Genomic DNA, 26395 nt, shown 5'->3' with positions numbered 1-26395 from the left:
GAGGAACCCATGACTGCAGTTGACAACCCGGTTGCTGGTGCCGACTCCATCGACCTCTTCGTCAGCCCGATGGGCCGCGTCGAGGGCGACCTGGACGTGCGGGTCACGATCCAGGATGGCGTGGTCACCTCCGCGTGGACCGAGGCCGCCATGTTCCGCGGCTTCGAGATCATCCTGCGCGGCAAGGACCCGCAGGCCGGGCTCATCGTGACGCCCCGCATCTGCGGCATCTGCGGCGGCTCCCATCTGTACAAGGCCTGCTACGCCCTCGACACGGCGTGGGCCACGCACGTCCCGCAGAACGCCACGTTGATCCGCAACATCGCGCAGGCCTGCGAGACGCTCCAGTCGATTCCCCGCTACTTCTACGCGCTCTTCGCAGTCGACCTGGTGAACAAGAACTACGCCAACTCGCCTCTCTACGACGAGGCGGTACGCCGTTTTGCGCCGTACGTCGGAACCGCCTACCAGAAGGGCGTGGTCCTCTCCGGCAAGCCGGTCGAGGTCTACGCGATCTTCGGTGGTCAGTGGCCGCACAGCTCGTTCATGGTTCCGGGCGGTGTGATGAGTGCGCCGAACCTCTCCGACATCACGCGCGCTACCGCGATCCTCCACCACTGGAAGGACAACTGGCTGGAGAAGGAGTGGCTCGGCTGCTCCATCGAACGTTGGATGGAGATCAAGACATGGGACGACATGCAGGCGTGGGTCGAGGAGAACGAGTCGCAGTACAACTCCGACTGTGGCTTCTTCATCCGTTACGCCCTGGACGTCGGCCTGGACAAGTACGGCGCCGGGTGCGGCAACTTCCTCGCCACCGGGACCTACCTCGAGCCGTCGATGTACGAGAACCCCACGGTTGACGCCCGAAACGACGCACTGCGGGGTCGCTCGGGTGTCTATGCGGACGGCCGGTGGCACGACTTCGATCACCTGCGGGTCACCGAGGACGTCACCCACTCCTTCTTCACAGGCGACCGTCCCCTGCACCCGTGGGAGGGCGAGACCAACCCGATCGACCCGCTCCAGGGCCGCAAGGACGGCAAGTACTCCTGGGCCAAGTCGCCGCGCTATGACGTGCCGGACCTCGGCCGGATCCCGCTCGAAGCCGGGCCGCTGGCGCGACGGATCGCGGCTGGTGCTCCGGGCGCGGCCGCGCACCAGGACGACGACCCCTTGTTCGTGGACATGTTGGAGAAGCTCGGCCCGTCGGTGTTCACTCGTCAGATGGCCCGCATGCACGAGGCGCCGAAGTATCTGAGTTGGGTGATGGAGTGGCTCAGCGAGATCGACCTGCACGGGTCGTTCTACACCAAGCCCGAAGAGCCCTCCTCGGGCAAGGGCTTCGGTGCTACCGAGGCGGCCCGCGGCGCATTGGCCGACTGGATCGTGCTCGAGGACGGCAAGATCGCGAACTATCAGGTCGTCACTCCGACGGCATGGAACATCGGGCCGCGAGACTCCGAGGGGACCAACGGACCCATCGAGGCCGCTCTGGTCGGCACGCCGGTCAAGGACATGTCCGACCCCGTGGAGCTCGGGCACGTCGCCCGCTCCTTCGACTCCTGTCTGGTCTGCACCGTGCATGCCTACGACGGCAAGACCGGCAAGGAACTGAACAAGTTCGTGATCAATGGCATGGTCTGAGCCCGGTCCCGGTCTCGGGGCCGGGACGACCCACCCGGCCCCACCTCCGCACGCCCTCCTCGATGACGGGTTCGCGCCGGAGGCCTGCGACCTGCTGGTCATCGGCTGCGGCAACATCCTGCGGGGTGACGACGCCGTCGGGCCCGTCCTGATCCGGACGCTGTTCACCCGGGGGGTGCCCGACGGCGTACGCATCGTGGATGGTGGTACGTCGGGGATGGACGTCGCCTTTGGCATGCGCGGCGCTCGGCGGGTGGTGATCGTCGACGCGGCACACACCGGCGCCGAGGCGGGCACCATCTACCAGGTGCCGGCGGCCGAGCTCGAGGAGCTGCCGCCGATCGACGGGTTGCACACCCACAACTTCAGGTGGGACCACGCGCTGGCGTTCTCCGAGTGGCTGCTCGGTCCGGAGCGACCAACTGACATCACCGTGTTCCTGGTCGAGGTCGCCACCATCGACTTCGGGGCGCCACTTACCCGTGAGGTGGACGAGGCCATGCACCAGGTGATCAGACTGATCGACCGCGACTTCTACCCCCGGTCAGGAACCTCGACCGTCGAGATCACCGACGACGGCTACCTCCACCTGGGAGCCGAGCTCGCGAACGCCCGGTTCCCGGCTGACGTGTGCGTCGCCAGCTTCGACGGTGCGGTCCTCGAGCTGATCCCACTCATCGGCGCCGCCAACGGGGGCCTGGTCCTCCGCCAACGCAACGCCGCAGGCGACCGGACCGTCCTCATCCACGAGGTGCTGGGCTTTCGACCGGTGGCGGGCCGGTTCTCAGCGAGCTGGGATGACGCGAAGGGCGTGCTCTCCGTGCAGCTGGTCGGTGACGACTCCGGAGAGGAGGACCGCCATGGGACTCGAGGTGACGACAGAGGTGATCCAGGAGTCCGGCCAGTGGACGGTCTACCTCTTGGTGATCAGCGACCAGGGAGTCGAGCGACGAGCCGTCTCGACCCACAGGTCGTCGGCGCTCGCGAACCTGGCGGCCGACGTGATTCGCCGAACAGCAACCCGGCGTCGCGCGCCGGTGGAGGACAACGATGACGACCACCGCTGAGACCGGCACGGTCTGGGGGCTGGGCGCCTTTGCCTTCCCCCAGGGCCTGCTGCTCGTCGAGGGGCACGACGACGTGCGGGCAGACCTCGCCGCGGGAATCCTGCCTCTGGTCTGGCCGGAGGGGCTCCGTGCCCACGCCCTGGCCCATGCCGGTGAGCTGCTCGCGGCGTCGGCCGCTTGTGCGGGTGACGACCCCGTCAGCGCCTACAACCGCTGGGTGCTCGACCCCGAGACAGCCGACCCCGCCACCATCCGGGCCGGGCTACCCGCCGAGCTGGCGCCTTTGGTCGACGTGGTGGCCTACTCGACCGGGCAAGGCGTGCTGCCGGCTATGCCGCCTCCGATGGCTGCTAGTGAGGTCACGGCGCTCGTATGGGCGGCTCTGGCAACCGAACGCCTGGAGTCCGGCGATGGTGGCACTGCCATCGACCTGCTCGACCGGGCTGCGCGGGCGGCCGCTCCTGCTGCGGGACTTGCCGGAGTCCTCCGCGGGCACCACGGCACCCTGCTGAGGGAGGCCGGTCAGCGTGACGAGGCCAGAGCCTCGCTGAGCGAGGCCACCGCGCTCCTCGCCGGGAGCAGCGACCTGCGCGAGTCGCGCGCCGAGCTCCTGCACCACCTGGGCAGCCTGTCCCACGAGGACGCCGCCAGCGGCCGGGGCGACGCGCGCGCACTGCTCCACGAGGCGATGCGCTGCTACTACGACGCACTCCAGCTCGTGACCGAGGAGTCCTCACCACAGCTGTGGGCCGGGCTGCAGCTCGACCTGGCCACCGCCCACCTGGCGACCCCGATGACCACGGCCTCGGACCAGCTGCGACTCGGTGTCGCGACCCAGGCCCTGCGCGCCTGTCGGCGGGTCTTCACACCCGAAGCGGCGCCGGAGACCTGGTCGACGGCGACCCTCAACCTCGCCAACGCGCTCGTCTACACCCCCTCGACCCACCAGGGCGACAACCTGGTCGAGGCGGTCGAGCTCTACGAGGAGATCCTGGTCAGCGGTATCCGCCAGTCCGACCCGTCAGCCATGGCCCGGCTGCTCGCCAACCAGGGCAACGTGCTGGCGCATCTGGGCATCCCCGACCAGGCCAAGGCCAAGCTCGTCGAAGCCCGCTACCTCTTCGAGACCCAGCTCGACCACGAGTCGGTGATGGCCGTACGCGGGGTGCTCGACGAGATCGCGAAGGCCGGAGTCGAGGACCCCGACGAGTCGCTGACGGACCTGGTCCGGCAAGCCGATCGGCTGGGCCGGATGCCGCAGCCGGAGACGTTCACCTCCGGCATGGGGGTCCGCACGCAGTCCGCGGCGCTGGGCATCGACGCCGTCACACCGCCGAAGCCCAGGGTCACCGTGCTGCGGCCAGGTCAGGACCGGCCATGAGTACTCAGGCCCAGCCGGTCCACGAGGACACCGACCGGTCCATCGAGCAGCTGGCCGGCGCCCTCGACGAGGCCATGGGCCGGCTGTCCGGCCTCGAGCCAGACTCCCGCGCCGTCATCACCGACGCGCTGGACGCGCTCAACGCGCTGCACAAGCAGGCGCTGACGACCGTCGTCCGGCGACTCCGTGACGACCCGCGCGGGAAGCAGCTCCTCTTCGAGCTGGTCGATGAGCCCGACGTGCTGATGGTCCTCACGATGCACGGCCTCGTGCGGCCGGACCAGCTGACCCTGGCGCGCCGCGTCCTTGACTCGGTGCGCCCCGGGCTCGAGTCCCACGGCGGCGGCGTCGAGCTCGACCGGATCGACGGGAGCACCGCGTTCGTGCGCCTCCAGGGAGCGTGCAACGGCTGCTCGATGGCATCGGTCACGATGCGCAACGGCGTCGAGGCCGCACTGGTCGAGGGCGTGCCCGGGCTGACCTCCGTCGAGGTGCTTCCCAACGACCCCACCCCGACCCTGATCCCCTTGAGCTCGATCACCGTGGGCTCACCGGACGCAGCTGCCGAGGACCTCGCCCGGGCCGAGCGCGAGCTTGAGGAAGCCGGTTGGTCCTCAGCCGTGGCAGCCGAGGCGGTCGGTGTCGGCGAGGTCTGTGCGGTGACGCTCACTCCACGCGACGCACCGTCACTCGAGGTCATCGTGGTCAACGCCGCCGGCCAGATGTCGGCCTTCGTCAACGAGTGCGCCCACCTGGGGCGCCGACTCGACGACGCGCTCATCGATGCAGGCCAGGGCACGATCACCTGCGCGGGCCACGGATTCTGCTACGACTCGACCAACGGCGAGTGCATGTCGATGCCCGGCGCGCAGCTCCAGCAGCTGCCGCTGCGTCTCGAGCACGGCCAGGTCTGGGTTCGCTGCGGCGGAGACCTCGGGGGCTGACCGTGCGGGTTCAGGTGATCGCAACGGGCTCCGTGCACACCGGGGTGCTGCCGGGGCACGGGCTGCGCGGTCTCGACGATGCCGCGCCGGCGTCGTACGCCGGTTGGCGGCCGCGAGCGATCCTGGGCGCCGACTCGCCCGGCGGCCTGCAGCTTCCTGCCGCCGCACCGGCGGCCGGCCAGCTCTACGCGCCCCGGGCGGCCTGGACCGACGGACAGATCGTGGTCGCTGCCGACACCGGCAACCATCGCGTGATGATCTGGCACGGCGTCCCCACCCGCGACGGAATGCCGGCCGATGTGATCCTGGGCCAGGCCGACGAGCACACCGAGGGCCCGGCCGCCGGCGGCCGCGGCCCGGCATTCGGGATGCACCTGCCCACCGGAGTGCTCGTCCACGGTGGCCGCCTAGTCGTCGCCGACGCGTGGCACCACCGCATCCTGGTGTGGAACGCGGTCCCGACGGTGACCGGAACGCCGCCGGACCAGGTGCTGGGGCAGGTCGACCAGCGCCACGTCGACCCCAATCGTGGTGGCGAGGTGGACGCCGGCTCGTTGTACTGGCCGTTCGGGATCGCGGTCATCGGCGGCCGCTTCTACGTCGCCGACACCGGCAACCGCCGCGTGCTCGTGTGGCGTGACGGCATCCCCACCACGGACCGGCCCGCAGACGTCGTCCTGGGACAGCCCGGACCCACCGACCGCGAAGAGAACCGTGGCGGTGATGCGCGCGCCGACTCCTTCCGCTGGCCACACGGCATCGCCGCGGCCGGCGACGGGATCGTCGTCGCCGACGCGGGCAACCACCGCGTGCTCCGCTGGTCCCGGCACCCGGAGACAGACTGCGCGGCCGATGCCGTACTCGGTCAACCCGACATGACCGCCTCGATGGAGTTCCCGTACGTCTCCCAGGCGGGGCGCTTCCGGTTTCCCTACGCTGTCTCCACCGCACCGGATGGCGCCATGGCCGTCGCCGACACGGCCAACAACCGGGTGCTGCTCTACGGCTCGGCCGAGGCCAGACACGACGACCCGCCGGATGCCGTGCTGGGGCAGCCCACGTTTGCCGCCAACGGGGAGAACCGCTGGGAGCAGGTTGCCCCCGACACGCTGTGCTGGCCCTACGGCGTGCACTGGCATCCGGGCGGAGACACTCCGGATCTGCTGCTGGTCGCCGACAGCGGCAACAACCGCATCGCCATCTGGGAGCGGCCATGACGTCGCTGAGGAGCTGGACCGAGACGACGGTCCGGCAACGGGTCGTGGTCCGCGGCGTGGTGCAGGGTGTCGGGTTCCGGCCACACGTCGCCCGGCTCGCGGAGGAGCTCGGGCTGGACGGCCTGTGCCGCAATGACGCGACCAGCGTCCTGATCGAGGTCGAGGGGCAGTCAGACCAGGTCGACGACTTCCTGATCCGGCTCGTCGGCCAGGCGCCGCCGATGGCGCGCATCGTCTCGGTCGACTCCGCCCGTCTGAACCCCACCGGTCAGGCCGGCTTCACCATCGAGACCTCGTCGGTATCGGTCGGCGCCCGCACGCTGGTCGCGCCGGACGCGGCGGTCTGCGACGACTGCCTGACCGAGCTGTACGCCCCCGGCGATCGCCGATACCGGCACCCCTTCATCACCTGCACCAACTGCGGTCCGCGCTTCACGATCACCCGCGACCTGCCCTACGACCGGCCGCAGACCTCGATGGCGCCGTTCCCGCTGTGCGCATCGTGCGAGAGGGAGTACGCCGATCCGCAGGACCGCCGCCACCACGCGCAGCCCATCGGCTGCCACGACTGCGGCCCGCGGGTCGTTCTGCGCTCGCCGGATGGCGTCGAGCTGGCCACCGACACCGAGCAGGTACTGCGCGCCACTGTGGCGGCCCTGCGCGGCGGGGCGATCGTGGCTGTCAAGGGGATCGGCGGCTATCACCTCGCCTGCGATGCGACCTCCTGCACCGCGGTGGAGGTGCTCCGGGGGCGCAAGCGCCGCCCGGACCAGCCGTTCGCACTGATGGCCCGTGACCTCGAGACCGCGGCGACCCTGGTCGACCTCCGTGGCGGCGAGGCCCTGCTGACCTCACCGGCCCGACCGATCGTGCTGCTGCCCTCGCGCCCTGCGGCGCCGGTGGCCGTCTGCGTCGCGCCCGGCTACGACGAGCTCGGCGTGATGCTGCCCTACACCCCGCTGCACCACCTGCTCTTCGCGGACCTGCCTGACGGAGCACCTGGAGCGCCGAGCGTGCTGGTCATGACGTCGGGCAACGCCTCCGGCGAGCCGATCGCCTTCACTGATGCCGACGCGCTCGACCGCCTGGCCGGGATCGCCGACCTGTTCCTCACCCACGACCGCGAGATCGTGGTGCCGTGCGAGGACTCCGTCGTCGCGGTGGGTCCTCGCGGACCGGTGCCGGTCCGACGCTCGCGTGGCTTCGCGCCGTTGCCGGTGGCGTTGGCGGGCGATGCGGTCGTGCTCGCCGCCGGGGCCGAGGTCAAGAACACTTTCGCCCTGACCCGTGACGGCCAGGCCTTCCTCTCCGCACACGTGGGCGACCTCGGGTCGCTCGAGGCCCGGCGCGCCCATGACGCGGCGACGGCAACGATGCTGCGCTTCCACCGGGCCAGTCCCGAGGCCGTGGTCGTCGACCCGCACCCGGCGTACGCCTCGACGGCCTGGGGACTGCGCCTGGCCGACGAGCTCGACGTACCCGTGGTCGAGGTTCAGCACCACCACGCGCATCTCGCTGCCCTGGCTGCCGAGCACGGCCGCCTCGACCAGACCATTCTCGGCGTCGTCTTCGATGGCACCGGCTACGGCTGCGACCGCACGGTGTGGGGTGGCGAGTTTCTCGTCCTCGGTGACCGCGGAACGACCGCCGAGCGGGTGGGCCATCTCGGCGCCGTACGTCTCCCCGGCGGCGACGCGGGTGTGCGCAACCCCGTCCGCACGGCCGCTCTCGCGGTGCTCGCCGCAGGGGGGTCGCTCGAGGACCTGCCGCTCGAGCTCACGACGGAGGAGCGCCAGGTCCTGCCCGGTCTTCTCGAGCACGGCACCGGCTGGGTCACCACCAGCTCCGTTGGTCGACTCTTCGACGTCGTCTCGGCGCTGCTGGGCATCCGGGGCCGCGTCACCTACGAGGCGCAGGCCGCGATCGAGCTCGAGATGGTCGCCCGGGGTGCGCAGCGATCGTTGTCCCACGACCTGGTGGCTCCAGCGTGGCTGCCGGTGCGTACCCCTGCCGGCGGTGTCCCCTTCCTGGATCCCGAGCCGCTGGTGCTGGCCTTGTGTCGGCCCGAGGCCCGCGCCGACGTGGGCCACTCGGCGCTGCTCTTCCACCACGTGCTCGCGGATGCGACGGCCACCCTTGCCAGCGTCCAGGCGGTGGCCGCGGAGACGCGGACCATCGGGCTCACCGGGGGTGTCTTCTGCAACCGCCTGCTCGCCGACGCCGTCGCGCGACGCCTCGAGGCTTCCGGCTTCGAGGTCCTCATGCACCGTGAGGTGCCACCCAACGACGGTGGCCTGGCGCTCGGTCAGGCCGCGGTGGCGGCCGCGATGCTGGCGGCGACCCCCACCCGGACGATCGTGGAGACCTCGACGAAGGAGCAGACCTGATGTGCCTCGGAGTGCCCGGCCAGATCCGGGAAAGGTGGACCGACGAGGAGGGTGCGTTGCTCGCGCGTACCGACTTCGTCGGAGAGGAGCGCGTGATCCGGCTCAACTACCTGCCCGACCTCGACGTCGGCGACTGGACCATCGTGCACGCCGGCTTCGCACTCACCCGGCTCGATGAGGCCGAGGCCCACAAGACCATCGCGATGATGCGCGATGTCGGACTACTGGAGGAGACGGTATGACGGTTCAGACCGATCACTACCAGATCGCCGACGAGCTGATCGGCACCGACCTCTCCATGGACCTGGCCCAGGCCTCCCTGTCCCTGGCCAGGGCCTTCCATCGAGGTGCCACCTTGTGGGTGGTCAGCCCGCAGTGGGAGCCGCACGCCCACCACGTCGCCGTGGAGTTCGTGCACCCGGTGATCATGGGCAAGCGCGCACTGCCGTCGGTGGCCCTCGTGGGCGCTGACCCGGTGGCACAGACCCGGGTCGCCGTGCGGGCCGGCGACGTCGTGCTCGCGGTGGCGGCTGCCGATGACCCCGCTACCCGCAGCCTGATGCAGCGGGCGCCGGCGTGGGGGGTCTCCACGATCTGGGTCGGCTTCGGCCAGAAACCGCCCGATGGTGCCGCCGACCACGTGCTCTGGGTGGCCTCCGACGACCCGATGGTCCCGGCGACCGGGCGCTTCGTGCTGATGTACCACCTGCTTTGGGAGCTCACCCACGTCTGCTTCGAGCACCCCGGACTGCTCACGGTCGACGACGAGGAGTGCACCGACGAGGTCTGCGTCACCTGCTCCGACGAGGGGCGCCTCGCCGAGGTCGTAGAAGCACCGCTGGAGCTCGCCGGTCCGGCCGCCGTACGCACTGCCACGGGTGAGGAGGACGTCGACGTGACCCTCGTCGGCGAGGTCGCTCCCGGTGACCTGATCCTGATCCATGCCGGTCTGGCCCTGACCAAGGTGGAGCCCTCATGACCGACGACAGCACTGGATTCCTCTATCCCTTCATCGAGGCCGACGAGAAGGATCCGCAGGCCCTGTTGGTCGATCTCGCCTCCTCGGCTCGAGACAAGGCGACCATCTCCCGGGACCTGCAGCGCTCGTCGCTCGCGCGGATGGAGGGCGACATCGTGGCTGCGGGCCGCGCGATGGGCGAGCGGTTCGTGGCCGGCGGCAGGCTCTATACGTTCGGCAACGGTGGCTCCTCCACCGATGCCGCGACCCTGGCCGGCCTCTTCTGCAACCCGCCCGCTGGCCGGCCCGTGGCGGCGTGGTCGCTCACGGACGACCAGGCGGTCGTCACCGCCCTGGGCAACGACGTCGGCTTCGAGCTCATCTTCAGCCGTCAGATCATCGCGCACTCCACACCGGGGGACATCGCGATCGCCCTGTCCACGAGCGGTAACTCGGATGACCTGCTCCGCGGTCTGGGGGAGGCCCGCAAGCGCGGCCTGCTGACCATCGGCTTCGCCGGGTACGACGGCGGTCAGATGCAGGCCAGCGACGAGCTCGACCACTGTTTCACCGTCGACTCCCAGTCCATCCACCGGATTCAGGAGTCGCACGCGATGATCGGCCACCGGCTGTGGGCCGTCGCGCAGGAGACCATGCGGGAGCTGCGCGCCGTCCGCCGCGCGACGCCCCCCGCTACCCAAACACCTACTCGGGAAGAGGTCGGCCGATGACGGTCACACCACGCGCCCAATCGCCGCGCGAGCTGCAAGTGCTCTCGCGGATCGAAGCCTTCCGGCAGCGGCGGCCGCGGTTGCTCGAGGACGTCATCACGCTGGCCCACGGTGCCGGTGGGAAGTCATCGGCAGCGCTGACCGACGCCGTCTTCCTGGAGGCCTTCGGCAACCCGACCCTCGCCGCTCTCGGCGACTCGGCTGGGTTGACCTTGCCGAGTGGCGAACGGGTGGCCTTCTCCACCGACTCCTACGTGGTCCAGCCGATCCAGTTCCCCGGCGGTTCCATCGGCCACCTCGCCGTACACGGCACGGTCAACGACCTAGCCGTCTCCGGTGCGGTCCCGAAGTGGCTCTCGGCCGGATTCGTGATCGAGGAGGGCCTCTCCATCGAGGTGCTGCGCGAGATCGTGGCCGACATGACCGAGGCAGCGGCACTCGCCGGCGTCGAGATCGTGACCGGCGACACCAAGGTGGTGCCCCGAGGTGCCGCCGACCGCCTCTTCATCAACACCGCCGGCATCGGCATCGTCCCGACCGACCGCGTGCTCGGACCGGAGCGGGTCGCACCCACCGACCGCATCCTGGTCTCCGGCACCATGGGCGACCACGGGATGGCGGTGATGCTCGCGCGCGGCGAGCTCAACATCGAGGCCGACATCTCCTCCGACACCGCCGCCCTCGGCGGCATCGTCAGCGAGCTGTTGGCCGCAGCACCGGGCACCCGCTGGATGCGTGACGCCACCCGCGGTGGAGTCGGCACGGTGCTCAACGAGCTGGCCAAGTCCGCAAACGTCGGGGTGATCATCGAGGAGGCGCGGCTGCCGGTCCGACCGATCGTCAACGGCGCGTGTGACCTGCTCGGCATCGACCCGCTGTACGTCGCCAACGAAGGAAAGTTTGTCGCGGTGGTGCCGGTCGAGGAGTCGGAGGCCGCGCTGGCGGCCCTGCGTGCGCACCCGCTGGGCGAGGACGCCGCCATCATCGCGGAGGTGGTCGCAGAACCTCCAGGCATCGTGGCGCTGCGCACCCCGTTCGGCGGAAGCCGGATCGTCGACATGCTCGTCGGTGACCCGTTGCCCCGTATCTGCTGACCCGTTTCTGCTCGCCGAGTTTGTTGATCGAGAGGAAGAGCCATGTGTCTGGGAATACCAGGACAAGTCGTCGAGACGGTCGACGCGGAGAACTATCTGGCAAAGGTCGACGTGTCGGGGGTACGCCGCACCATCAGCGTCCGGCTGCTGGCTGACACCGGTCTCAAAGACGGTGACTGGGTGCTGGTCCACGTCGGGTTCGCCATGGCCAGGATCGACGAGGAAGAGGCGGCGACCACGCTCGCGCAGCTCCAGAAGATGGGCAGCGAGTACGACAACGAGCTGGAGCAGTTCAGCTCCACGAGCCTGTAGGAGACGCGAGATGAAGTTCGTCGACGAGTTCCGCGACCCGGCCGCCGCGCGCGCCCTGGTCAGAACGATCACCGAGCTGGCCACCGAGGATGAGTACAAGTTCATGGAGGTGTGTGGTGGCCACACCCACACCATCTACCGACACGGTCTCGAGCACATCCTCCCCGACAACATCGAGCTGGTGCACGGCCCCGGCTGCCCCGTCTGCGTGATCCCCATGGGACGCATCGACGACGCGATCTGGCTGGCCCAGCAGGAAGGCGTCATCTTCACGACGTTCGGCGACATGATGCGGGTGCCCGGGTCAACGGGCTCCTTGCTGGACGCCAAGGCGCGCGGCGCGGACTGCCGGTTCGTGTACTCACCGCTCGACGCGCTCAAGATCGCGATGGAGAACCCGACCAAGCACGTCGTCTTCTTCGCGGTCGGTTTCGAGACGACTGCTCCGTCCACCGCGGTCACCCTGGTGCGCGCGAAGCAGCTGGGGGTCACCAACTTCAGTGTCTTCGCCAACCACGTGACGATCGTGCCGCCGATCAAGGCGATCCTCGACTCGCCAGACCTGCGGCTCTCCGGCTTCCTGGGTCCCGGCCACGTCTCCACGGTGGTCGGCACCCGGCCTTACCGGTTCGTCCCCGAGGTCTACGGCAAGCCGATGGTGGTGGCCGGCTTCGAACCGCTCGACATCCTCCAGTCGGTGCAGATGCTGCTCAAGCAGATGGCGGAGGACCGCTGTGAGGTCGAGAACCAGTACTCCCGCGTCGTACGTCCCGAGGGCAACCCGCAGGCGCTCCAGTTGCTCAACGAGACCATGGAGCTGCGTCCCCACTTCGAGTGGCGCGGTCTTGGGTTCATCTCGCAGAGCGCACTGAAGGTCCACCGCGACTTCGCCGAATGGGACGCCGAGGAACGGTTCTCGATGCCCGGCATACGGGTCGCCGACCCCAAGGCCTGCCAGTGCGGCGAGGTGCTCAAGGGTGTCATCAAGCCGTGGGAGTGCAAGGTCTTCGGCACTGCCTGCACCCCCGAGACCCCCATCGGCACCTGTATGGTCTCGCCGGAGGGCGCTTGCGCCGCCTACTACAACTTCGGTCGCCTGCACCGCGACACGGCCATCATGGTGGGAGAGCGCGCGGCACTGTGAGGGAGCGGGACCAGTCGGGCGATCCGGGCGAGCGGTTGTTCGCGCGCTACGCGCACGCCCCCAACGCGCTGGGCTACTGCGGACCGACGGCTGCGGCGGTCCTCCAACAGGCGGCCTGTGGGCTGCCGACGGAGGCCGGTGCCGTACGCCGGGTGGCTCGTCAGTTCTCCGGCGTCTGGCCCTACCAGGTCCTGATGGGTGAGCAGCTGGGCCTCGATCCGCTGTCCGAGGGGGTCGGCCGGGCTTACTGGACCGGCTCCGAGGACACCGACCGGGTGGACTCGCGGGTGCTCGGGGAGCGGCTCATCGAGCGCTTCGCCGCACAGGCAGGGCACTACTGGTCGCATCTCGACGCGGAGCTGCTGTCAGAGGTGAGCCCCACCCACGTCTTCCACGTGCTCGGCGTCTATCCATGGACGCGGCTGCTCGCGACAGGACTGCCCGAGCCCCTTCACGTCTTGGACTCGTGTCGGATCCGGGCCGGCCGGGTCCTCGACGTCGATGAAGACTCGGTGCTGGTGGAGGTCGACGTCCTGGCCTACGACCAGCGACTCGTCGTGGATGAGCCTCGACCGGAGCGAGTGACGCGGCGTACCGAGGACGGCGTGATGGCGGACTTCGACGAGGGCGACTGGGCTGCGCTCCACTGGTCCTTCGCCTGTGACCGCCTGACCGCCGCGCAGGCCGCGACCCTGATCGCGTCCTCCGCCGAGCAGGTGACCCTCACCAACGTCCGGTTGACCCTGCCCAAGACGTGACCGATCGACTCAGCTGAATTTCTCGGCTGCTGGAGCGCAACGTCCCTCGAAGGTGTCCCAGAGGGCGTCGGTGCGCGAGACGATCGCGCGGCTGACGGAGCCCAGGCGCCCCCGATGGGGGAGATGCGGGTGCGGGCGGGTAGGTGCGGTCTCCTCTATCCGGTGCAGCCGCAACGCGATGTGGAGCAGCTCGGTGTGGTCGTGGCATTGGTCGAGATCGGCCAGCGCGACGTTCTCGAGGTCGACGATCGCCTTGACCTCCAGCTCCAGCCCGGTCACCAGATCAGCGAAGGAGCAGTGAGCCATCGCCGAGCTGCCGTAGAGCCGAGCCTTGACCCAGACCGCGGTTCGCTCGACCCGATGACAGGCGTCGCGGAGTGCGATCGCGGTGTCACCGTTGTCAACGGCCCGAAGCTCGTCGACAACGACGGCTCGAACCGCGTTGACGTGTCGCGTGAGGTCGGTGAGCATCGCGTCAGCGCGACACTGGAGGTCGCGTGCCTGTCGTGGCCACGCCACGACGTGGAGGTCCTCGAACCGTCTTGCCAGGCGCTGGTGTGCTCGCCGGATGACCTCGTGGATCGGCTGCTCCTGGGTGGACAGATGTGCGGCGGCCAGGGACGACGGGGTGCTGTTGTTTGCGCTTGACGTCATGATCCTTCGGCTCCTTCGAGGACGGGACGTGTCGTTCCTCGACGATCGCTGCGCGCGCCCGCAAGCGGATCCGCTTGCGGCGATCGACGTGCGCCGCGCCGTCAGCACTGCGGAGCGCCGCACGTCGTTCCCGCTGCGGTCACGCTCCGCGTGACGATCCTGCGCTGGCGCGCTCCGCGAGCCAATCCTGCTGCGGTGGCGCTCTGTGTGACCAGTAGTTTGTGGCGCGTTGACCAGCTCGCGCGAGTCACGGTAGCGCCAGCGATCCTCAACGAACTCGCGCTCTGCTCCGGGGTAGACGCCGGGCTCGTGGCCTCTCGGGGACTGCAAGCCGAAGCAGGTCCTCTGCCGGGCCGACCGGTCGCTGGCCGGTGAGCCAGACGGCACGTAGCGAGCGGTCGAGGTCGACTCCGTGAATGGGGACCTGGACTAGGCGGCCGGCTGCGACGTCGTCGTGCACTGCCAGGTCGGAGAGCACGGCCGGGCCGGCTCCGGCGATGACTGCGGAGCGGACGCCGCTGCTGGTCGACACCTCGAGCAGGGGTTGGGTGGGGGTACCGAACGGGGTCAGGGCTCGGTCCAGCGCGGTGCGGGTCCCCGACCCGGCTTCGCGGTGCACCAGCCGCGTTCCGGCCAGCTCCTCAGCCTCTACCGATCTACGGCGGTGGGCCCACGGGTGAGCGGGCGCGACGACGACCACGAGCCGGTCGGTCGCCACGACCTGAGCGGACAGGCCGGAGGGAAGGTCGGGGCCCTCGATGAAGCCGAGGTCGGCGTCGCCCGCGAGAACCGCGGCCGCCGTGGTGTCGCTGTTGCCTGCGGTCAGGCTGACGGCGGTGTCCGGATGCGTTGCGGCCAGCACGACGAGCCAGCCCGGCAGTAGATGCTCGGCCACGGTCAAGCTCGCCGCGACCCGCAGCCGCGCGATGCGGTCGCCGCGCAGGGACGCGATGCCCGCCTCGAGGACGTCCGCAGCAGCGAGGACCCCACGTGCCCACTCGGCCAGCAGTGCACCGTTTGGGGTGAGGTTCGAGCCACGGGCCGAGCGAGTGAGGACCGCGAACCCGACCAGCCGTTCGAGTCCGCGCACCCGTGCGCTCACGGCAGGCTGGCTTAGCCCGCGGGAGGCACCGGCCTTGCTCAGGCTGCCGCTGGCAACGATCTCGAGGAGCAGCGACAGGGTGTCGAGGTCGGGCACCCGGGTGAGAGTCATCGACCCACTCTAGAGCCCGCCATCAGTCCGGTGGATGACGTCATCGATCCAGGATGTCTACCGAGCGCCCGTCTGCCGGCGCAGGCTGGAAGTACCGACGAAGGAGAATGCCTGTGACCACGGCCCACGAAGCCCCTGTCCACCGACACCGCACCGGCAGCCGCTGCCGCCCGTCCTGCCCGCCCACTCCCGAGCCCGGGCACCGCAGTCCGGTACCTGGGTTGCTCGCCGTCGCAACCGCCACCGGCGTCGCGTTCGGCGTGCATGCCTTGGTCCCAGCGGTGAACCCCTCCACCGTCGCTGTGGTCATCGGCGCGCTCGCGGTCAACATCGGGCTGCACCACCCCTCCCTGCACGTCGGCACCCACGTCGCCTCACACCGGTTCCTGCGCCTGGCCGTCGTGCTGCTTGGCCTGCAGCTGGGGCTGCAACAGCTGCTCGACCTGGGGCCGCGCGGTGCCCTCGTCGTGGTCACCACCGTCACGGTCACGTTCACCGGAACGCGCCTGCTTGGGCGGCTGCTGGGTGTGCCGCCGGCCCGGTCCCTGCTCGTCGCCACCGGCTTCTCGATCTGCGGCGCCTCCGCCGTCGCCGCGATGGAGGAGGTCGCCGGCGGGGACGAGGACGACACGGCGGTCGCAATCGCGCTCGTCACGTTGTGCGGGAGCCTGGCCATCGTGCTGCTCCCGCTGCTTCGTGAGCCCCTCGGGCTCGACCCTGCTGCGTTCGGCAGCTGGGTCGGCGCAAGCGTGCACGACGTGGGCCAGACCGTCGCGACAGCCGACCGCGTACCGGGAGCCCTGACGACCGCGGTCGTCGTCAAGCTCAGCCGCGTCGTGCTCCTCGCCCCGCTGGTCGCCGGGACCGCCGTTGCGCTGCGGCGTCGCACTCCCGCGGCGGCGACGGGGCGCCGCCCACCGCTGCTTCCCCTGTTCGTCGCCGGCTTCCTGGCAGCGATCGCCGTCGCGAGCACCGGGCTCCTGCCCGACCCGGTCCTGCACGGCGCGAAGGTCCTCCAGGAGGTCTTGCTCGCCGCAGCCCTGGTCGGTCTGGGCACCGGGATCCACCTCCCGGTGCTGCGGCGCACCGGAGGCCGCGCGCTGGTGCTCGGCCTCATGTCATGGGTCCTCGTCGCGGGGGTCGCCTACGCCGGCGTACAGCTCACCGGCGCATGACGGGCAAGGGGTGGTGGTCGGTTCGACCAACCCCGCGGTGGGTGGGTCGTGTGGTTCGGGCACTCCTGCGCCCAACCTGGCCCAACATGGCCCGACCCTTCGGCGTGATCGTCGGGGATCCCAAACGCTGGGCGGTCCGCGCTGATGTGTTCGGGGTGTCCGGGTTCGCCGGTGAGTGTCGCAGTTGGTTAGCATGAGCGCACACGATGGCGGTGGGGCTCGCCGACAACCGTGGCGGCAGGCCACCAACAGTCCCTACCTGAGACAGGTAGGAGTTCGTGTGCCCGAAAATAGTGACCCCGACGTCGGCGATCTGCCGATCGATCCCGATACGTCCGGTGACAGGCTCACCGGCACGGTCCACCGGTTGCCTTCCTTATTCACGTCGCAGTGGGACGTGCTGCTCGCCATCAGCGCCGGCGGTGCACTGGGGAGCCTGGCACGTTGGGGTGTCGGTGAGCTCCTCCCATGGTCCGGGACCGAGTTCGCGTGGGGGACCTTCGTTGAGAACGTCTCTGGTGGGTTCGCGCTCGGCGTGCTGATGGTGTTCGTGCTGGACGTGTGGCCGTCGCAGCGGTACGTGCGCCCGTTCCTGGGCGTCGGCCTCCTCGGTGGCTACACCACCTTTTCGACCTACATGCTCGACGCACGCCTCCTGCTCGGCGAAGGACAGGTCCTCACCGCGTTCGCATATCTAGGAGGGTCCCTCCTGGCCGGCCTGCTCGCCGTCTGGGCCGGGATCGCCTCCGCACGGTTGATCGCACTCAGGCCGAGACGGTCACGACCCCGACATCCAGCACCTCCCGAGTCTTCCATGTTCGCGCACGACGATGACGAGGTGAGGAACCGATGACGCTGCGGGGTCCAGCGAGCAGGCTGACGATCATGGTGGGGGAGTCCGACCAGGTGCACCACCATCCCGTTTACACCGAGATCGTGCATTTGGCGCACCGGGCCGGGCTGGACGGGGCCAGCGCCTTTCGTGGCATCGAGGGGTTCGGCAAGTCGAACCACATCCACACCCCCAGGTGTGGTCGCTCCGCAAGGACCCGCCTGTCGCGGTGGTCATCGTGGACACCGACGAGCAGATTCGTGGCTTCCCCGAGCTGGAGCGGCTGGAGCTCGAGGGCATGGTGATCGTGGAGCCGGTCGAGGTCATCCGCTACGCGGGCAGAGGACCAGCCGGCCCGGCCGGCCCGGGGGAGGACCGGCGATGACAGTTGCGATGGTGCTGCTGGGTGGCGCTATCGGCGCTCCGTTGCGCTACCTCACCGACCTGGTCGTCCAGTCCCGCCACGACAGCGTCTTCCCGTGGGGAACCTTCACCGTCAACATGACCGGCTCGCTGGTCTTGGGCGTCACGGCGGCTGCGGTGACCGGCGCTGGGGTGCCGTCGTGGGTGTTGGCCTTGGTCGGCACCGGGTTCTGCGGTGCCCTCACCACGTTCTCCACCTTCGGGTTCGAGACCGTCCGGTTGCTCGAGGAAGGCTCGGTCCTCGCCGCGGGGTTGAACTGCCTCGCGAGCCTGGCGATCGGTCTGGGCGCGTGCGCCGGCGGGTACGCCATGACGGCCGCGCTCCTGTGAGCGAGGTGACGCCGGTCCGAGGACCGCGGCCGCGCTGGGTGAGATGGCTGCTGGCTGTCGCGGCCGTCCTGCTGTGCGTGCTGACCATCGCGTTGGCCGTGGGCTCGGAGCAGCTCGCGCGGCTCGACCAGACGGTCGCTGACTGGGGCTACCACTCCACCTGGGGCCACGCCGGTCGAAGCTCGTTCTGGGTCGCGGTGGCGACCTACGGGCAGCCGATGGTCCTGCGTGCGGTGCTGGTGCTTCTCGCGCTGGTGCTTCTCCCGCTGCTGCTGGCCCGGAAGCGCAACTGGTGCTTGGCGGCGTGGCTCGTCGCCGTCACCGTGACCGAGAACGTCATCGCCCCCTCGACCAAGCTCCTGCTCAGCCGCCCGCGCCCGGAGTGGCTCGAGCCGATCGCGGTCGAGCACAGTTTGTCCTACCCCTCGGGGCATGCCGCGATGGCAGGGACCTTCGCGGCCGCGGTGATCCTCGTGGCGCTGGCGATGATGGGTCCGGGATGGAGTCGGCAGCTGGTCGTGCTGCTCGCTCTGCTGGTCTACCTTGTGATCTCGGTGGACCGGATCTTCTTGGGTGTCCACTACCTCAGCGATGTCGTCGCCGGAAACCTGCTGGGGCTGTGCATCGCTCTGGCGGGGTGGCTGCTGCTCCTCCGGGTCACGTCCTCCGGGAGCGGGTGGTGAACTTGTGGGAGGCGGTGCTGCTGGGCATCGTCGAGGGGGTCACGGAGTTCCTGCCGATCTCGAGCACCGGCCATCTCACGATCGCCGAGGAGCTGCTCGGGTTGCCGGTTGATGACCCCGGCGTCACCGCCTTCACCGCTCTCATTCAGGTCGGGGCAATCGCTGCGGTTCTCGTCTACTTTCGCACCGACATCCGCACACTGGCGGTGGCGTGGTGTCGGGGACTTGTCGTGCCCGGGGAGCGGCACCGACCCGAGTACCGGATGGCCTGGTGCGTCATTGCGGGGTCCGTCCCGATCGGTGTCGTGGGCTTGCTCGCCAAGGACCTGGTCGCCGGCCCCCTACGCTCCCTGTGGGTCGTGGCCGTCGCACTCGTGGCGTGGAGCTTCGTCATGGTCTTGGCGGAGCGGTCTTCCCCGCGGCGCGGGCAAGCGGGCCGCGACCTCACCGTGCGCGATGCGGTGGTGATCGGGATTGTCCAGTGCGTGGCGCTGGTGCCGGGGGTTTCTCGTTCCGGAGCCACCATCAGCGCAGGGCTCTTTCTTGGACTGGACAGGGTCACTGCCACCCGGGTGTCGTTTTTCTTGTCCATTCCAGCGCTGGTCGCGGCCGGCGCCTACGAGGGGCTAATCACGGCCTCGCAGATCTCCACCACCGTCGGCTGGTGGCCCACCGTGGTGGCGACGGCGGTGAGCTTCGTCGTGGCCTACGTATCAATTGCGTGGCTACTCCGCCTCGTGGCCGGACACCCGATCACCGTCTTCGTCCCCTACCGGTTGGGATTGGCAGCGGTGCTCGTCGGGGGACTGCTGACAGGCCTGGTCAGCGCCACGTGACTCGTCCTTGGTCCGGAATCTTCAAACCGAGGAGGGTGGCACCGAGCGGCACGGCCCTCGTGGCGTTTGGGCTCAGGGTTGGGGTGACCTCGCCGTAACGGCTCGTCGCTCCGCGCGCCCATCCCGCATCGGGTCGCTCCGCGAGCCCATCCCGCATCGGGTCGCTCCGCGAGCCCATCGGCTACCGGCACGCTCCCCATGCCCAGGGGCCGATCGGGACGTCATGAGGGCGGCGTCCCCAGTGCGCCGCAGAAGCGCTGCTGCCGCGCTCCGGCGCCCATGAAGGTGGAGCCCAGTGCAGCCCGAGTCTTCGGAACTGCCCAGGCTCCAGGGAGCAGGGAGCACCAACATCCTCGGATGAGTCGGCCTTGCGGGTCGAAACCGACGCGCGAGACCTCGGGGGCGTTGGCGTGCAGCGATGACCGGCTGCCGCCCCGGGTGGGGTGGCGGCCTGCCATTCGCTCGCTGCAGGTCCCGCTCAGCGGAGGGCCGTCAGGATCTGCTCGGCCAGCGGCCCGGACGACGCCGGGTTCTGGCCGGTGTAGAGGTTGCGGTCGGTCACCACGTGCGGGGCCCAGGCCTCGCCCTCCTGGAAGTCGGCGCCGAGCGCGATCAGGCGGTCCTGAAGAAGCCAGGGTGCGCCATCGGCCAGGCCGGCCTGGGACTCCTCGGTGTTGGTGAACCCGGTCAGGCGGTAGCCGGCGAAGGGGGACCCGCCCTCGGAGTCTTCGGTGGCCAACAGTGCGGCGGGCGCGTGACAGACGATGCCCAGCGGCTTGCCCGACGCCAGCGTGCTGGTCAGCACGCGCGCGGACGTCTCATCAGAGCTGAGGTCCTCCATGGGCCCGTGGCCGCCGGGGTAGAAGACCGCGTCGTAGGCGTCGGGGTCCACGTCCTCGAGCCGGAGCGGCTGCGCGAGCTGAGCGATGCGTCCGATCTCGGCCTCGAGCTCGTCGGCGCGCTCCTGCCCCCCGTTCATCTCGGCGGCGAGGCTGCCTGCGTCGACTACCGGCTGCACCCCACCTGGGGTCGCGATGCTGACCTCGTGTCCCTCACCGGTGAAGGTGCGGAATGGGACGACGAGCTCCTCGGCCCAGTAGCCCGTGGGGTGCTTCGTGCCGTCCTTGAGCGTCCAGTGGTCCGATCCGGTTACCACAAACAGGATGTTGCTCATGTGTCTCTCCTTCGTCGTCGTCCGCCGGGGATTGCCCGACGGGGGGTGAAACACGCACCCGGGCGGCGCCATTCCGAGGCAGCAGGCAATGCGGGGCGACTCACCCCTGATACCGGTCGAATCTGGGCTCATCATTACGTGGGTTCCGGGTCGCGACGCCACGCGAGATGCGGGCCGAACCGGCAGGGTCCTCGATGGCGCGAGCACCATGCCTCTGTCATCGCCGCGCATCCGGGACGGCACGCGGCGGCGGCACCCACCGGGTTCCCCAAACTTGGCGCGACTCCGGTGCGCCCGACGATCCGGACGGAACGTGGCCACAAGCCCATCGGCTCGCGGAGCGTGCCAGTGACCGATCCGTCATCGGTACGCGCACTCAACGCCAGCCGGACTTACAACCCGCCCCAGCACGCCGACACCTAACACGACTTCGCATCACGATCACACGCATCGAGGACTACGCGGCGGCCGGAGCGGCACCGTTGTGCTTCGACCGCCGCGCTCGCTCCGGCTACCCCACGACTCCAGCGGTGGCGTGACTCAGCCGGTGGTCAGAGTGCCGTGTACAACGCCTTCTCGAAGTCGCCGTAGAGCTTCCAGGCCTCATGCTCAGTGATGAAGGGCAGCGAGTTGGTGTAGATCGAGGCGCAGATCCCGGTGCTCCGGTCGATGAAGAAGTGGGTGTTGAACAGACCGGCCCAGGCGCCGCTGCCTGCCTTGCGGCCGCCGGGTGAGTCGGCGCCGTTGAGCATCAGGCCGTAGCCCCACTTCCAGCCGGGACCGGCGTGGAGCGTGTCGGTGATCGCCGGGTCGGCGGTTGCGATCTCGGCGGGGAAGTCGAGGTCGCCGATCTGGTTGCTGAACGCCGCGTCGACGGTGCCCTCCTCGAGGATGCGGGTGCCGTCGAGCTCCCCGCCGCGGAGCAGGGCGCGCTCGAAGCGGATGTAGTCGCGCGGGGTGGAGTAGAGGCCGTGGCCGCCGGCCCACCAGTCGGGCTCGGGGTTGAGGATGCTGCCGGCCGAGCCCCACGACCCGTCCTCGCCCTTGACGTGGACCGTCACCGCGTTGTCGCGCTGGGCGTCGCTGGGGTGGAAGGTCGTGTTGCTCATGCCCAGGGGGCCGGCGATGCCCTCCTCGATCACCGCATCGAGCTGCTTCCCAGCCACCGCCTCGACGACCCGGCCGAGCCAGTCGGTGTTGATCCCGTAGACGAACTTCTCGCCGGGGTGCGCGGTCATGGGCGCCTTGAAGGCGTCCATCGAGCCCGGCACCACGTTGGGGATCCCGGTCGCCGCTTCGTACTTCACGAGGTCGTCGTTCCAGAACCAGTAGCCCAAGCCGCTGGTGTGGGTCACAAGCTGGTGGACGGTCGGCGGAGTACGTGGAGCGACCAGGATCGGCTCGTCGCCGTCCCAGCCTTCAAGGACCCTCACGTCCGCGAAGTCCGGCACGTAGTCCGCGACGGGGGCGTCGAAGTCGAGGTCGCCCCGCTCCTTCTGCTGCAGGGCGGCGGTGGTGCACACCATCTTGGTCATGGACATGATCCGGAACTGGGTAGACGTCCCGACCGGGTCGTCGGACTCGCCGGCGATCCGCACGCCAGCCCCACCCTCGTAGAAGACGCCGTCGGCATCCGCGGCGATGGCGGCGACGTGCGGCACCGCCCCGTTGTCCACGCCCTGCCGAAGCACGGCGTCGATCGCCGCGCCGTCGATGGTCCTCGTCATGATGCGTCCTCCTCGTGGTGGGCGCCGGCGTTACCGGTCGCTGTGGCTCACCGTGCTCCTCCGGCGGCGCGCAGGGAACCGCCGTCGCGACGCAGTTCGGTGTGCTCGGACCGCCATCTGGCGGGTCGCATCTCGCGAGTTGCACATTCGTCGGGTCGACCCCTGTCGCGGACGTCCGTCCGGGGCTAGCGTGACGAGGGTGACGAACGTCGTACGCCCCGAGTTCGACCCCGAGCTCAAGGCCGGACTGGCCATCGTGGGGGGCATGTTCCCGCCCACGATCACGCCCGACCTCATCGACTTCATGCGGGTGTCCTACGCCTCGGCCCCACTCGACGACCTCCTCGCCGAGCGCGGGATCGGACGGGTCGACCTGGAGGTGCCGGGGCACGAGGGGACTGCCTTGGCCGTCTCGGTGCTGCGACCGGCCGGGGCCACCTCCGGTCGCCCCGGAGTCCTCTACGCCCACTCCGGCGGGCTGATGTTCGGCGACCGGTTCAGCGGCATCGACCTGGTCCTCGACTGGGTGGACCGGCTGGGCGTGGTCATGGTGACCGTCGAATACCGCCTCGCCCCCGAGTTCCCCGATCCCTATCCCCGCGAGGACATGTACGCCGCCCTCGAGTGGACCGCTTCCCACTGCGAGGACCTCGGGATCCGCTCCGACCGGCTGCTCGTGGCCGGAGCGAGTGCCGGTGGCGGGCTGGCCGCCGGCCTCGCCCTCGCTGCACGCGACCGTGGGGGACCGCGGCTGTGCGGCCAGGTGCTCGACTACCCGATGCTCGACGACCGGGGCACCACAGCGTCGACAGGTCAGTTCGACGGGATCGGCGTGTGGGACCGGGTGAGCAACGAGACCGGCTGGGGCGCCCTGCTCGGGGCGCAGCGAGGAGGCGATCAGGTGTCGCCGTACGCCGCACCGTCGCGGGCCGACGACCTGTCGGGGCTCCCGCCGGCCTTCATCGACGTCGGGGCCGCCGAGATCTTCCGCGACGAGGCCATCGACTATGCCGACGCCATCTGGCGGGCCGGCGGCAACGCCGAGCTGCACGTGTGGGCAGGCGCGTTCCACGCCTGCGACATCTTCGCCCCGCACACAGCAGTCGGGCGCTCGATGATCCAGGCGCGCGACACGTGGGTGGAGAAGATCCTCGGTGACTGAGCGGGAGAAGAGCTGACGTGCAGGAGCTGTTGGGCCGCATCGCGCGTCTCGATCCCAGCGCCAGTCTGGGGTTGCGGGTGATCGCCTGTTTCGACGAGCTGGTCGTCGGCAACGTCAACACGCGTGGCCTCCTCGCCGCCGCTGCATCGCTGGCCGGGTGCTCGGCCGGCTTCCGCCAGGAGCACCCGCGTCGGGTGCTGCGCGTGAGTCCGCGCGGGAGCGTGGTGGACGGTGATCCGCCCGAGCTCGACGCCGAGTTCATGGCCCCCGCCTCGGACGGCCTGGTCGTCTGGCTCGAGCGCGAGGGTGAGGCGCTGCCCAACGACGCGATCACACTTGAACGGCTCGCGCTGGCTGTCCGGATTCGGCACGGTCGCGGTCGGCGCGACCACGACAACCGGCGCCACCTCGGGCTGCTCACCGACCTCGACGTGGCCGCGGAGGAGAGGATCGCCGCGGCGGTCGCCCTCGGTCTCAGCGCCACCGGTCGCTACCGCGTGGCGGCCGCGCCGCTGTTCGCCGTGTGGGTGCGCCACCCGGACGGTCCGGAGGACGTCATTCCCACCCGGCACGGGCCCATCCACGCGATCGTCCTGCCCGAGTCCTACGACGCGTTCGAGGCCAGTCCCTGCGGGGTCGGGATGGTCAGCTCGGTCGACGAGCTCCACCACTCGTTCCGCACCGCGATGGTCGCGCTCCGGTTGTGCGCACCACCGGACGACGGCCTCGTCTGCGCCGACGTCTACGGCGGACTGATCGACATGCTGGCCGACACCCCGGAGGACGCTCACCAGCCCGATGTCGCGCGGATGGATGACGTGGCGAAGCACCCGTGGGGTCTCACGACGGTGGCTGCCATCTTGGCGACCCAGTCGGTGCGCGAGGCAGCGCGCCGGGCTGGAGTACACCACAGCACGCTGAGCACCCGGGTGGATGTCATCTCCGCTGCCCTGGGCTTCGACCCGCTCGACGGGTTCGGTCGTGCCCGCCTCGGCCTGGCCTACCTCAGCCACCGCCTGCGCCGCTCGAAGGTGCTCGATCTACCTGCGCCACCCTTCGGCACCTGACGAAATCGCGACACCGGCCGAGGCGACGCCGGTCGACACGATTGGTCAATCGGTTGATAAGCCACGTTACGGGCACTGACCGAGCGAGGGCCCATTCTCGCTGCGACGACATCCTGGCTGCTCCCGCTCGCCGGCATGTCTAGACGTCCCCGTTTGGCGAACGCCAAACGAGACGACCTGATGCGACGGGTGATCGCGCGTCAGGAGAGCCGAACCGTCTGAACTCCGGCCAACTGTTCAAGGGGTATTCGGATGCTGCTCCTGCCCGCTCGCCGTACGGTCATGCGATGGTGAGCGTGAGCGTGAGCGAGTTGCAGGTTCTGGTCGAGGCGGAGTACGGGCGTCTCGAATTGCCCTCGTGGCCCAACCCGCATGCCGGGATGTTCCCGCCGGACGAGAATGAGTACTCCCGTGTGACCGATCCCGAGCGATACCGCATCGTGCATGCGCGGGCGTCCGTGTGGGCCGCAGTGCTTGAGGACGCTCTCGACGTTAGTTCGGAGACCCTCGCCGCCGCCGGTGGTGCTGAGCGCCCGCATGGGTTCGATCGAGGCGTCGGCCTCATCCCGTGCCAGCCCGGGACGCTGCCCCTGTTCCTGCTCGAACGCGACGTTCCAACGCAGACGCCGACCGGCGAGGGGACCTTGGCCTTGTTGGACATCGGGGTTGGCCGCCCTGACATCGTGGTGTCGATGCAGCCTGACTGCGGATGCGACGCCTGCGATTCGGGTTCCAGCGACCTGCTCGAGGCCATCGACGCGCGGATCCGTCACGTGGTGGGCGGGCCGTTCGTCGTGCTGCGCGGCACCACTTGGCGCGCCGAGTGGCATCCGGGCGGCGGGAGTGCGGGAGGTGAGGGATGTAGGCCCGACTTTCGTCAGGTGATGGAGTTGTGCCGTCGCCTCGCGGCGAGCGATATCGTCCATCTGCCCGAGGACACCGAGGCCCTCGTCGGGCAGTCTTGGCTCAGCTGAGACGTTCGAAGACCCGAATGCAGATCGGCTCGCGGAGCGTGCCAGTGCGGGATCGCTCAATCGGCGACGGACTGTGGCGGTTGTCGCCGTTGGGCTGGGACTGGCCGGGCGCACGTAGACCTGAACATCGCGCCCGCCGTGGCCACTCACGGCCAGACCGCTGCCTTGGGGGAGTGAGGGCGGACGACAGGGGACCGCCACGACCCAGGAGGTCACCATGCCCGCCACCATCACCCGCCGGCTCGTCTCTATCAACGACGCCGCCGATGCACTCGCCGTTTCGACGCGAACAGTCCGCCGCTACATCGCGGACGGCCAGCTCGACGCCGTACGGCTCGGCCGCAAGACGCTCCGGATCAAGGTCGACTCGATCGAGCGATTCATCGACGCCCGGCCGGTTGGAAACTGGCGGTGAGCCGTGACAGAACGAGCCAGATGTGCCAGTTCCTTGTTCCACGCATGTTCCCCGAAACGGAAAGAGCCCCTCGAAAGGGGCTCTGACCTG

General features: G+C 69.6%; 27 protein-coding genes and 1 pseudogene. 24 read left to right on the top strand and 4 right to left on the bottom strand.

What is annotated here, in order from left to right; translation table 11 throughout:
* The first annotated feature begins 9 nt into the window (after positions 1-9).
* From C9J87_RS14165 to C9J87_RS14105, 13 genes are read left to right on the top strand one after another with little or no spacing between them, the layout of a single operon-like run.
* Complete coding sequence (locus tag C9J87_RS14165) at positions 10-1647, top strand: nickel-dependent hydrogenase large subunit (RefSeq protein ID WP_010834800.1); 1638 nt, start codon at positions 10-12, stop codon at positions 1645-1647.
* On the top strand, positions 1634-2701 hold the full coding sequence (locus C9J87_RS14160) for a hydrogenase maturation protease (RefSeq protein WP_010834801.1): 1068 nt from the start codon (positions 1634-1636) through the stop codon (positions 2699-2701). The genes C9J87_RS14165 and C9J87_RS14160 overlap by 14 nt, the downstream gene beginning before the upstream one ends.
* The gene (locus C9J87_RS14155; RefSeq protein WP_010834802.1) at positions 2698-4095 is read left to right on the top strand and encodes a hypothetical protein; all 1398 of its coding nucleotides are present in this window, start codon (positions 2698-2700) and stop codon (positions 4093-4095) included. Before C9J87_RS14160 ends, C9J87_RS14155 begins: the two co-directional genes overlap by 4 nt.
* Entirely contained in the window at positions 4092-5039 is a 948-nt protein-coding gene (locus tag C9J87_RS14150) for a NifU family protein (protein WP_010834803.1), read from the top strand. The genes C9J87_RS14155 and C9J87_RS14150 overlap by 4 nt, the downstream gene beginning before the upstream one ends.
* Before the next feature lie 2 nt (positions 5040-5041).
* Positions 5042-6256 (top strand): NHL repeat-containing protein, encoded by a 1215-nt coding sequence (locus C9J87_RS14145; RefSeq protein WP_198652365.1) that lies wholly within the window; start codon positions 5042-5044, stop codon positions 6254-6256.
* Positions 6253-8643 carry a carbamoyltransferase HypF gene (gene hypF / locus C9J87_RS14140; protein ID WP_107705828.1) on the top strand — a complete coding sequence of 797 codons (2391 nt, stop codon included), beginning with the start codon at positions 6253-6255 and terminating at the stop codon, positions 8641-8643. Before C9J87_RS14145 ends, hypF begins: the two co-directional genes overlap by 4 nt.
* The gene (locus C9J87_RS14135; RefSeq protein WP_010834806.1) at positions 8643-8885 is read left to right on the top strand and encodes a HypC/HybG/HupF family hydrogenase formation chaperone; all 243 of its coding nucleotides are present in this window, start codon (positions 8643-8645) and stop codon (positions 8883-8885) included. Before hypF ends, C9J87_RS14135 begins: the two co-directional genes overlap by 1 nt.
* Positions 8882-9622 (top strand): sedoheptulose 7-phosphate isomerase, encoded by a 741-nt coding sequence (locus tag C9J87_RS14130; RefSeq protein WP_010834807.1) that lies wholly within the window; start codon positions 8882-8884, stop codon positions 9620-9622. Before C9J87_RS14135 ends, C9J87_RS14130 begins: the two co-directional genes overlap by 4 nt.
* The gene (locus C9J87_RS14125; RefSeq protein WP_010834808.1) at positions 9619-10332 is read left to right on the top strand and encodes a D-sedoheptulose-7-phosphate isomerase; all 714 of its coding nucleotides are present in this window, start codon (positions 9619-9621) and stop codon (positions 10330-10332) included. The genes C9J87_RS14130 and C9J87_RS14125 overlap by 4 nt, the downstream gene beginning before the upstream one ends.
* Positions 10329-11426, top strand: coding sequence for a hydrogenase expression/formation protein HypE (gene hypE, locus C9J87_RS14120; protein WP_051204281.1), 1098 nt, complete (start codon positions 10329-10331; stop codon positions 11424-11426). Before C9J87_RS14125 ends, hypE begins: the two co-directional genes overlap by 4 nt.
* Positions 11427-11468: 42 nt before the next feature.
* Positions 11469-11738 carry a HypC/HybG/HupF family hydrogenase formation chaperone gene (locus tag C9J87_RS14115; RefSeq protein WP_010834810.1) on the top strand — a complete coding sequence of 90 codons (270 nt, stop codon included), beginning with the start codon at positions 11469-11471 and terminating at the stop codon, positions 11736-11738.
* 10 nt (positions 11739-11748) lie between these two features.
* Positions 11749-12882, top strand: a complete 1134-nt coding sequence (hypD, locus tag C9J87_RS14110) for a hydrogenase formation protein HypD (RefSeq protein WP_010834811.1) — start codon at positions 11749-11751, stop codon at positions 12880-12882.
* Complete coding sequence (locus C9J87_RS14105; RefSeq protein ID WP_010834812.1) at positions 12879-13640, top strand: DUF6390 family protein; 762 nt, start codon at positions 12879-12881, stop codon at positions 13638-13640. The genes hypD and C9J87_RS14105 overlap by 4 nt, the downstream gene beginning before the upstream one ends.
* Before the next feature lie 9 nt (positions 13641-13649).
* Here C9J87_RS14105 and C9J87_RS14100 read toward each other — a convergent pair whose 3' ends face one another.
* Positions 13650-14294: a hypothetical protein gene (locus C9J87_RS14100; protein WP_010834813.1), complete on the bottom strand. Its 645-nt coding sequence runs from the start codon at positions 14292-14294 to the stop codon at positions 13650-13652.
* Between the two features lie 28 nt (positions 14295-14322).
* Between C9J87_RS14100 and C9J87_RS20465 the strand changes: the two genes are divergently transcribed.
* On the top strand, positions 14323-14448 hold the full coding sequence (locus tag C9J87_RS20465; RefSeq protein ID WP_269801743.1) for a hypothetical protein: 126 nt from the start codon (positions 14323-14325) through the stop codon (positions 14446-14448).
* Between the two features lie 114 nt (positions 14449-14562).
* On the opposite strand, the gene C9J87_RS14090 is transcribed toward C9J87_RS20465, so the two are convergent.
* Entirely contained in the window at positions 14563-15507 is a 945-nt protein-coding gene (locus tag C9J87_RS14090) for a LysR family transcriptional regulator (protein ID WP_010834973.1), read from the bottom strand.
* Between the two features lie 53 nt (positions 15508-15560).
* On the opposite strand from C9J87_RS14090, the gene C9J87_RS14085 reads away from it, so the two are divergent.
* The 6 genes and pseudogenes from C9J87_RS14085 to C9J87_RS14060 all read left to right on the top strand — a co-directional run bounded on the left by C9J87_RS14085 (position 15561) and on the right by C9J87_RS14060 (position 19786).
* Positions 15561-16682 carry a YeiH family protein gene (locus tag C9J87_RS14085; protein WP_036491692.1) on the top strand — a complete coding sequence of 374 codons (1122 nt, stop codon included), beginning with the start codon at positions 15561-15563 and terminating at the stop codon, positions 16680-16682.
* A 193-nt stretch (positions 16683-16875) separates the two neighbouring features.
* Positions 16876-17535: a fluoride efflux transporter FluC gene (locus C9J87_RS14080; RefSeq protein WP_084623193.1), complete on the top strand. Its 660-nt coding sequence runs from the start codon at positions 16876-16878 to the stop codon at positions 17533-17535.
* A pseudogene (locus C9J87_RS20570) lies at positions 17532-17899 on the top strand (DUF190 domain-containing protein). Before C9J87_RS14080 ends, C9J87_RS20570 begins: the two are co-directional and overlap by 4 nt.
* Positions 17896-18267 carry a fluoride efflux transporter CrcB gene (gene crcB / locus C9J87_RS14070; RefSeq protein WP_010834970.1) on the top strand — a complete coding sequence of 124 codons (372 nt, stop codon included), beginning with the start codon at positions 17896-17898 and terminating at the stop codon, positions 18265-18267. The pseudogene C9J87_RS20570 and the gene crcB overlap by 4 nt, the downstream one beginning before the upstream one ends.
* Positions 18268-18305: 38 nt before the next feature.
* Positions 18306-18950: a phosphatase PAP2 family protein gene (locus tag C9J87_RS14065; RefSeq protein ID WP_156887290.1), complete on the top strand. Its 645-nt coding sequence runs from the start codon at positions 18306-18308 to the stop codon at positions 18948-18950.
* Complete coding sequence (locus tag C9J87_RS14060) at positions 18947-19786, top strand: undecaprenyl-diphosphate phosphatase (RefSeq protein ID WP_036491690.1); 840 nt, start codon at positions 18947-18949, stop codon at positions 19784-19786. Before C9J87_RS14065 ends, C9J87_RS14060 begins: the two co-directional genes overlap by 4 nt.
* A gap of 478 nt (positions 19787-20264) precedes the next feature.
* On the opposite strand, the gene C9J87_RS14055 is transcribed toward C9J87_RS14060, so the two are convergent.
* Together C9J87_RS14055 and C9J87_RS14050 are read right to left on the bottom strand one after the other, a co-directional pair.
* A complete protein-coding gene (locus tag C9J87_RS14055; protein ID WP_010834967.1) occupies positions 20265-20960 on the bottom strand; it encodes a type 1 glutamine amidotransferase domain-containing protein in 696 nt (231 codons plus the stop codon).
* Between the two features lie 551 nt (positions 20961-21511).
* Entirely contained in the window at positions 21512-22687 is a 1176-nt protein-coding gene (locus C9J87_RS14050; RefSeq protein ID WP_107705825.1) for a serine hydrolase domain-containing protein, read from the bottom strand.
* Between the two features lie 199 nt (positions 22688-22886).
* Here C9J87_RS14050 and C9J87_RS14045 point away from each other — a divergent pair, with 199 nt between their 5' ends.
* The 4 genes from C9J87_RS14045 (at position 22887) to C9J87_RS14030 (ending at position 26305) form a co-directional block, all read left to right on the top strand.
* Positions 22887-23849: an alpha/beta hydrolase gene (locus C9J87_RS14045; RefSeq protein WP_198652364.1), complete on the top strand. Its 963-nt coding sequence runs from the start codon at positions 22887-22889 to the stop codon at positions 23847-23849.
* A 17-nt stretch (positions 23850-23866) separates the two neighbouring features.
* Positions 23867-24916 carry a helix-turn-helix domain-containing protein gene (locus C9J87_RS14040; RefSeq protein WP_107705824.1) on the top strand — a complete coding sequence of 350 codons (1050 nt, stop codon included), beginning with the start codon at positions 23867-23869 and terminating at the stop codon, positions 24914-24916.
* Positions 24917-25203: 287 nt separating this feature from the next.
* The gene (locus C9J87_RS14035) at positions 25204-25890 is read left to right on the top strand and encodes a DUF6226 family protein (RefSeq protein WP_107705823.1); all 687 of its coding nucleotides are present in this window, start codon (positions 25204-25206) and stop codon (positions 25888-25890) included.
* Between the two features lie 217 nt (positions 25891-26107).
* Positions 26108-26305, top strand: a complete 198-nt coding sequence (locus tag C9J87_RS14030) for a helix-turn-helix domain-containing protein (RefSeq protein WP_107705822.1) — start codon at positions 26108-26110, stop codon at positions 26303-26305.
* Positions 26306-26395 lie beyond the last annotated feature (90 nt).

The organism is Nocardioides allogilvus, from assembly GCF_003047285.1.
Lineage (GTDB): Bacteria > Actinomycetota > Actinomycetes > Propionibacteriales > Nocardioidaceae > Nocardioides > Nocardioides allogilvus.
This window is presented reverse-complemented; position numbering and strand designations above follow the sequence as displayed.

Bases quoted from the DNA above. Each gene is read 5' to 3' on its own strand.
- C9J87_RS14165 (WP_010834800.1), top strand. From the start codon at position 10: ATGACTGCAGTTGACAACCCGGTTGCTGGTGCCGACTCCATCGACCTC.
- C9J87_RS14160 (WP_010834801.1), top strand. From the start codon at position 1,634: ATGGCATGGTCTGAGCCCGGTCCCGGTCTCGGGGCCGGGACGACCCAC.
- C9J87_RS14155 (WP_010834802.1), top strand. From the start codon at position 2,698: ATGACGACCACCGCTGAGACCGGCACGGTCTGGGGGCTGGGCGCCTTT.
- C9J87_RS14150 (WP_010834803.1), top strand. From the start codon at position 4,092: ATGAGTACTCAGGCCCAGCCGGTCCACGAGGACACCGACCGGTCCATC.
- hypF (WP_107705828.1), top strand. From the start codon at position 6,253: ATGACGTCGCTGAGGAGCTGGACCGAGACGACGGTCCGGCAACGGGTC.
- C9J87_RS14135 (WP_010834806.1), top strand. From the start codon at position 8,643: ATGTGCCTCGGAGTGCCCGGCCAGATCCGGGAAAGGTGGACCGACGAG.
- C9J87_RS14130 (WP_010834807.1), top strand. From the start codon at position 8,882: ATGACGGTTCAGACCGATCACTACCAGATCGCCGACGAGCTGATCGGC.
- C9J87_RS14125 (WP_010834808.1), top strand. From the start codon at position 9,619: ATGACCGACGACAGCACTGGATTCCTCTATCCCTTCATCGAGGCCGAC.
- hypE (WP_051204281.1), top strand. From the start codon at position 10,329: ATGACGGTCACACCACGCGCCCAATCGCCGCGCGAGCTGCAAGTGCTC.
- C9J87_RS14115 (WP_010834810.1), top strand. From the start codon at position 11,469: ATGTGTCTGGGAATACCAGGACAAGTCGTCGAGACGGTCGACGCGGAG.
- hypD (WP_010834811.1), top strand. From the start codon at position 11,749: ATGAAGTTCGTCGACGAGTTCCGCGACCCGGCCGCCGCGCGCGCCCTG.
- C9J87_RS14100 (WP_010834813.1), bottom strand. From the start codon at position 14,294: ATGACGTCAAGCGCAAACAACAGCACCCCGTCGTCCCTGGCCGCCGCA.
- C9J87_RS14090 (WP_010834973.1), bottom strand. From the start codon at position 15,507: ATGACTCTCACCCGGGTGCCCGACCTCGACACCCTGTCGCTGCTCCTC.
- C9J87_RS14085 (WP_036491692.1), top strand. From the start codon at position 15,561: ATGTCTACCGAGCGCCCGTCTGCCGGCGCAGGCTGGAAGTACCGACGA.
- C9J87_RS14080 (WP_084623193.1), top strand. From the start codon at position 16,876: ATGAGCGCACACGATGGCGGTGGGGCTCGCCGACAACCGTGGCGGCAG.
- crcB (WP_010834970.1), top strand. From the start codon at position 17,896: ATGACAGTTGCGATGGTGCTGCTGGGTGGCGCTATCGGCGCTCCGTTG.
- C9J87_RS14055 (WP_010834967.1), bottom strand. From the start codon at position 20,960: ATGAGCAACATCCTGTTTGTGGTAACCGGATCGGACCACTGGACGCTC.
- C9J87_RS14050 (WP_107705825.1), bottom strand. From the start codon at position 22,687: ATGACGAGGACCATCGACGGCGCGGCGATCGACGCCGTGCTTCGGCAG.
- C9J87_RS14035 (WP_107705823.1), top strand. From the start codon at position 25,204: ATGGTGAGCGTGAGCGTGAGCGAGTTGCAGGTTCTGGTCGAGGCGGAG.
- C9J87_RS14030 (WP_107705822.1), top strand. From the start codon at position 26,108: ATGCCCGCCACCATCACCCGCCGGCTCGTCTCTATCAACGACGCCGCC.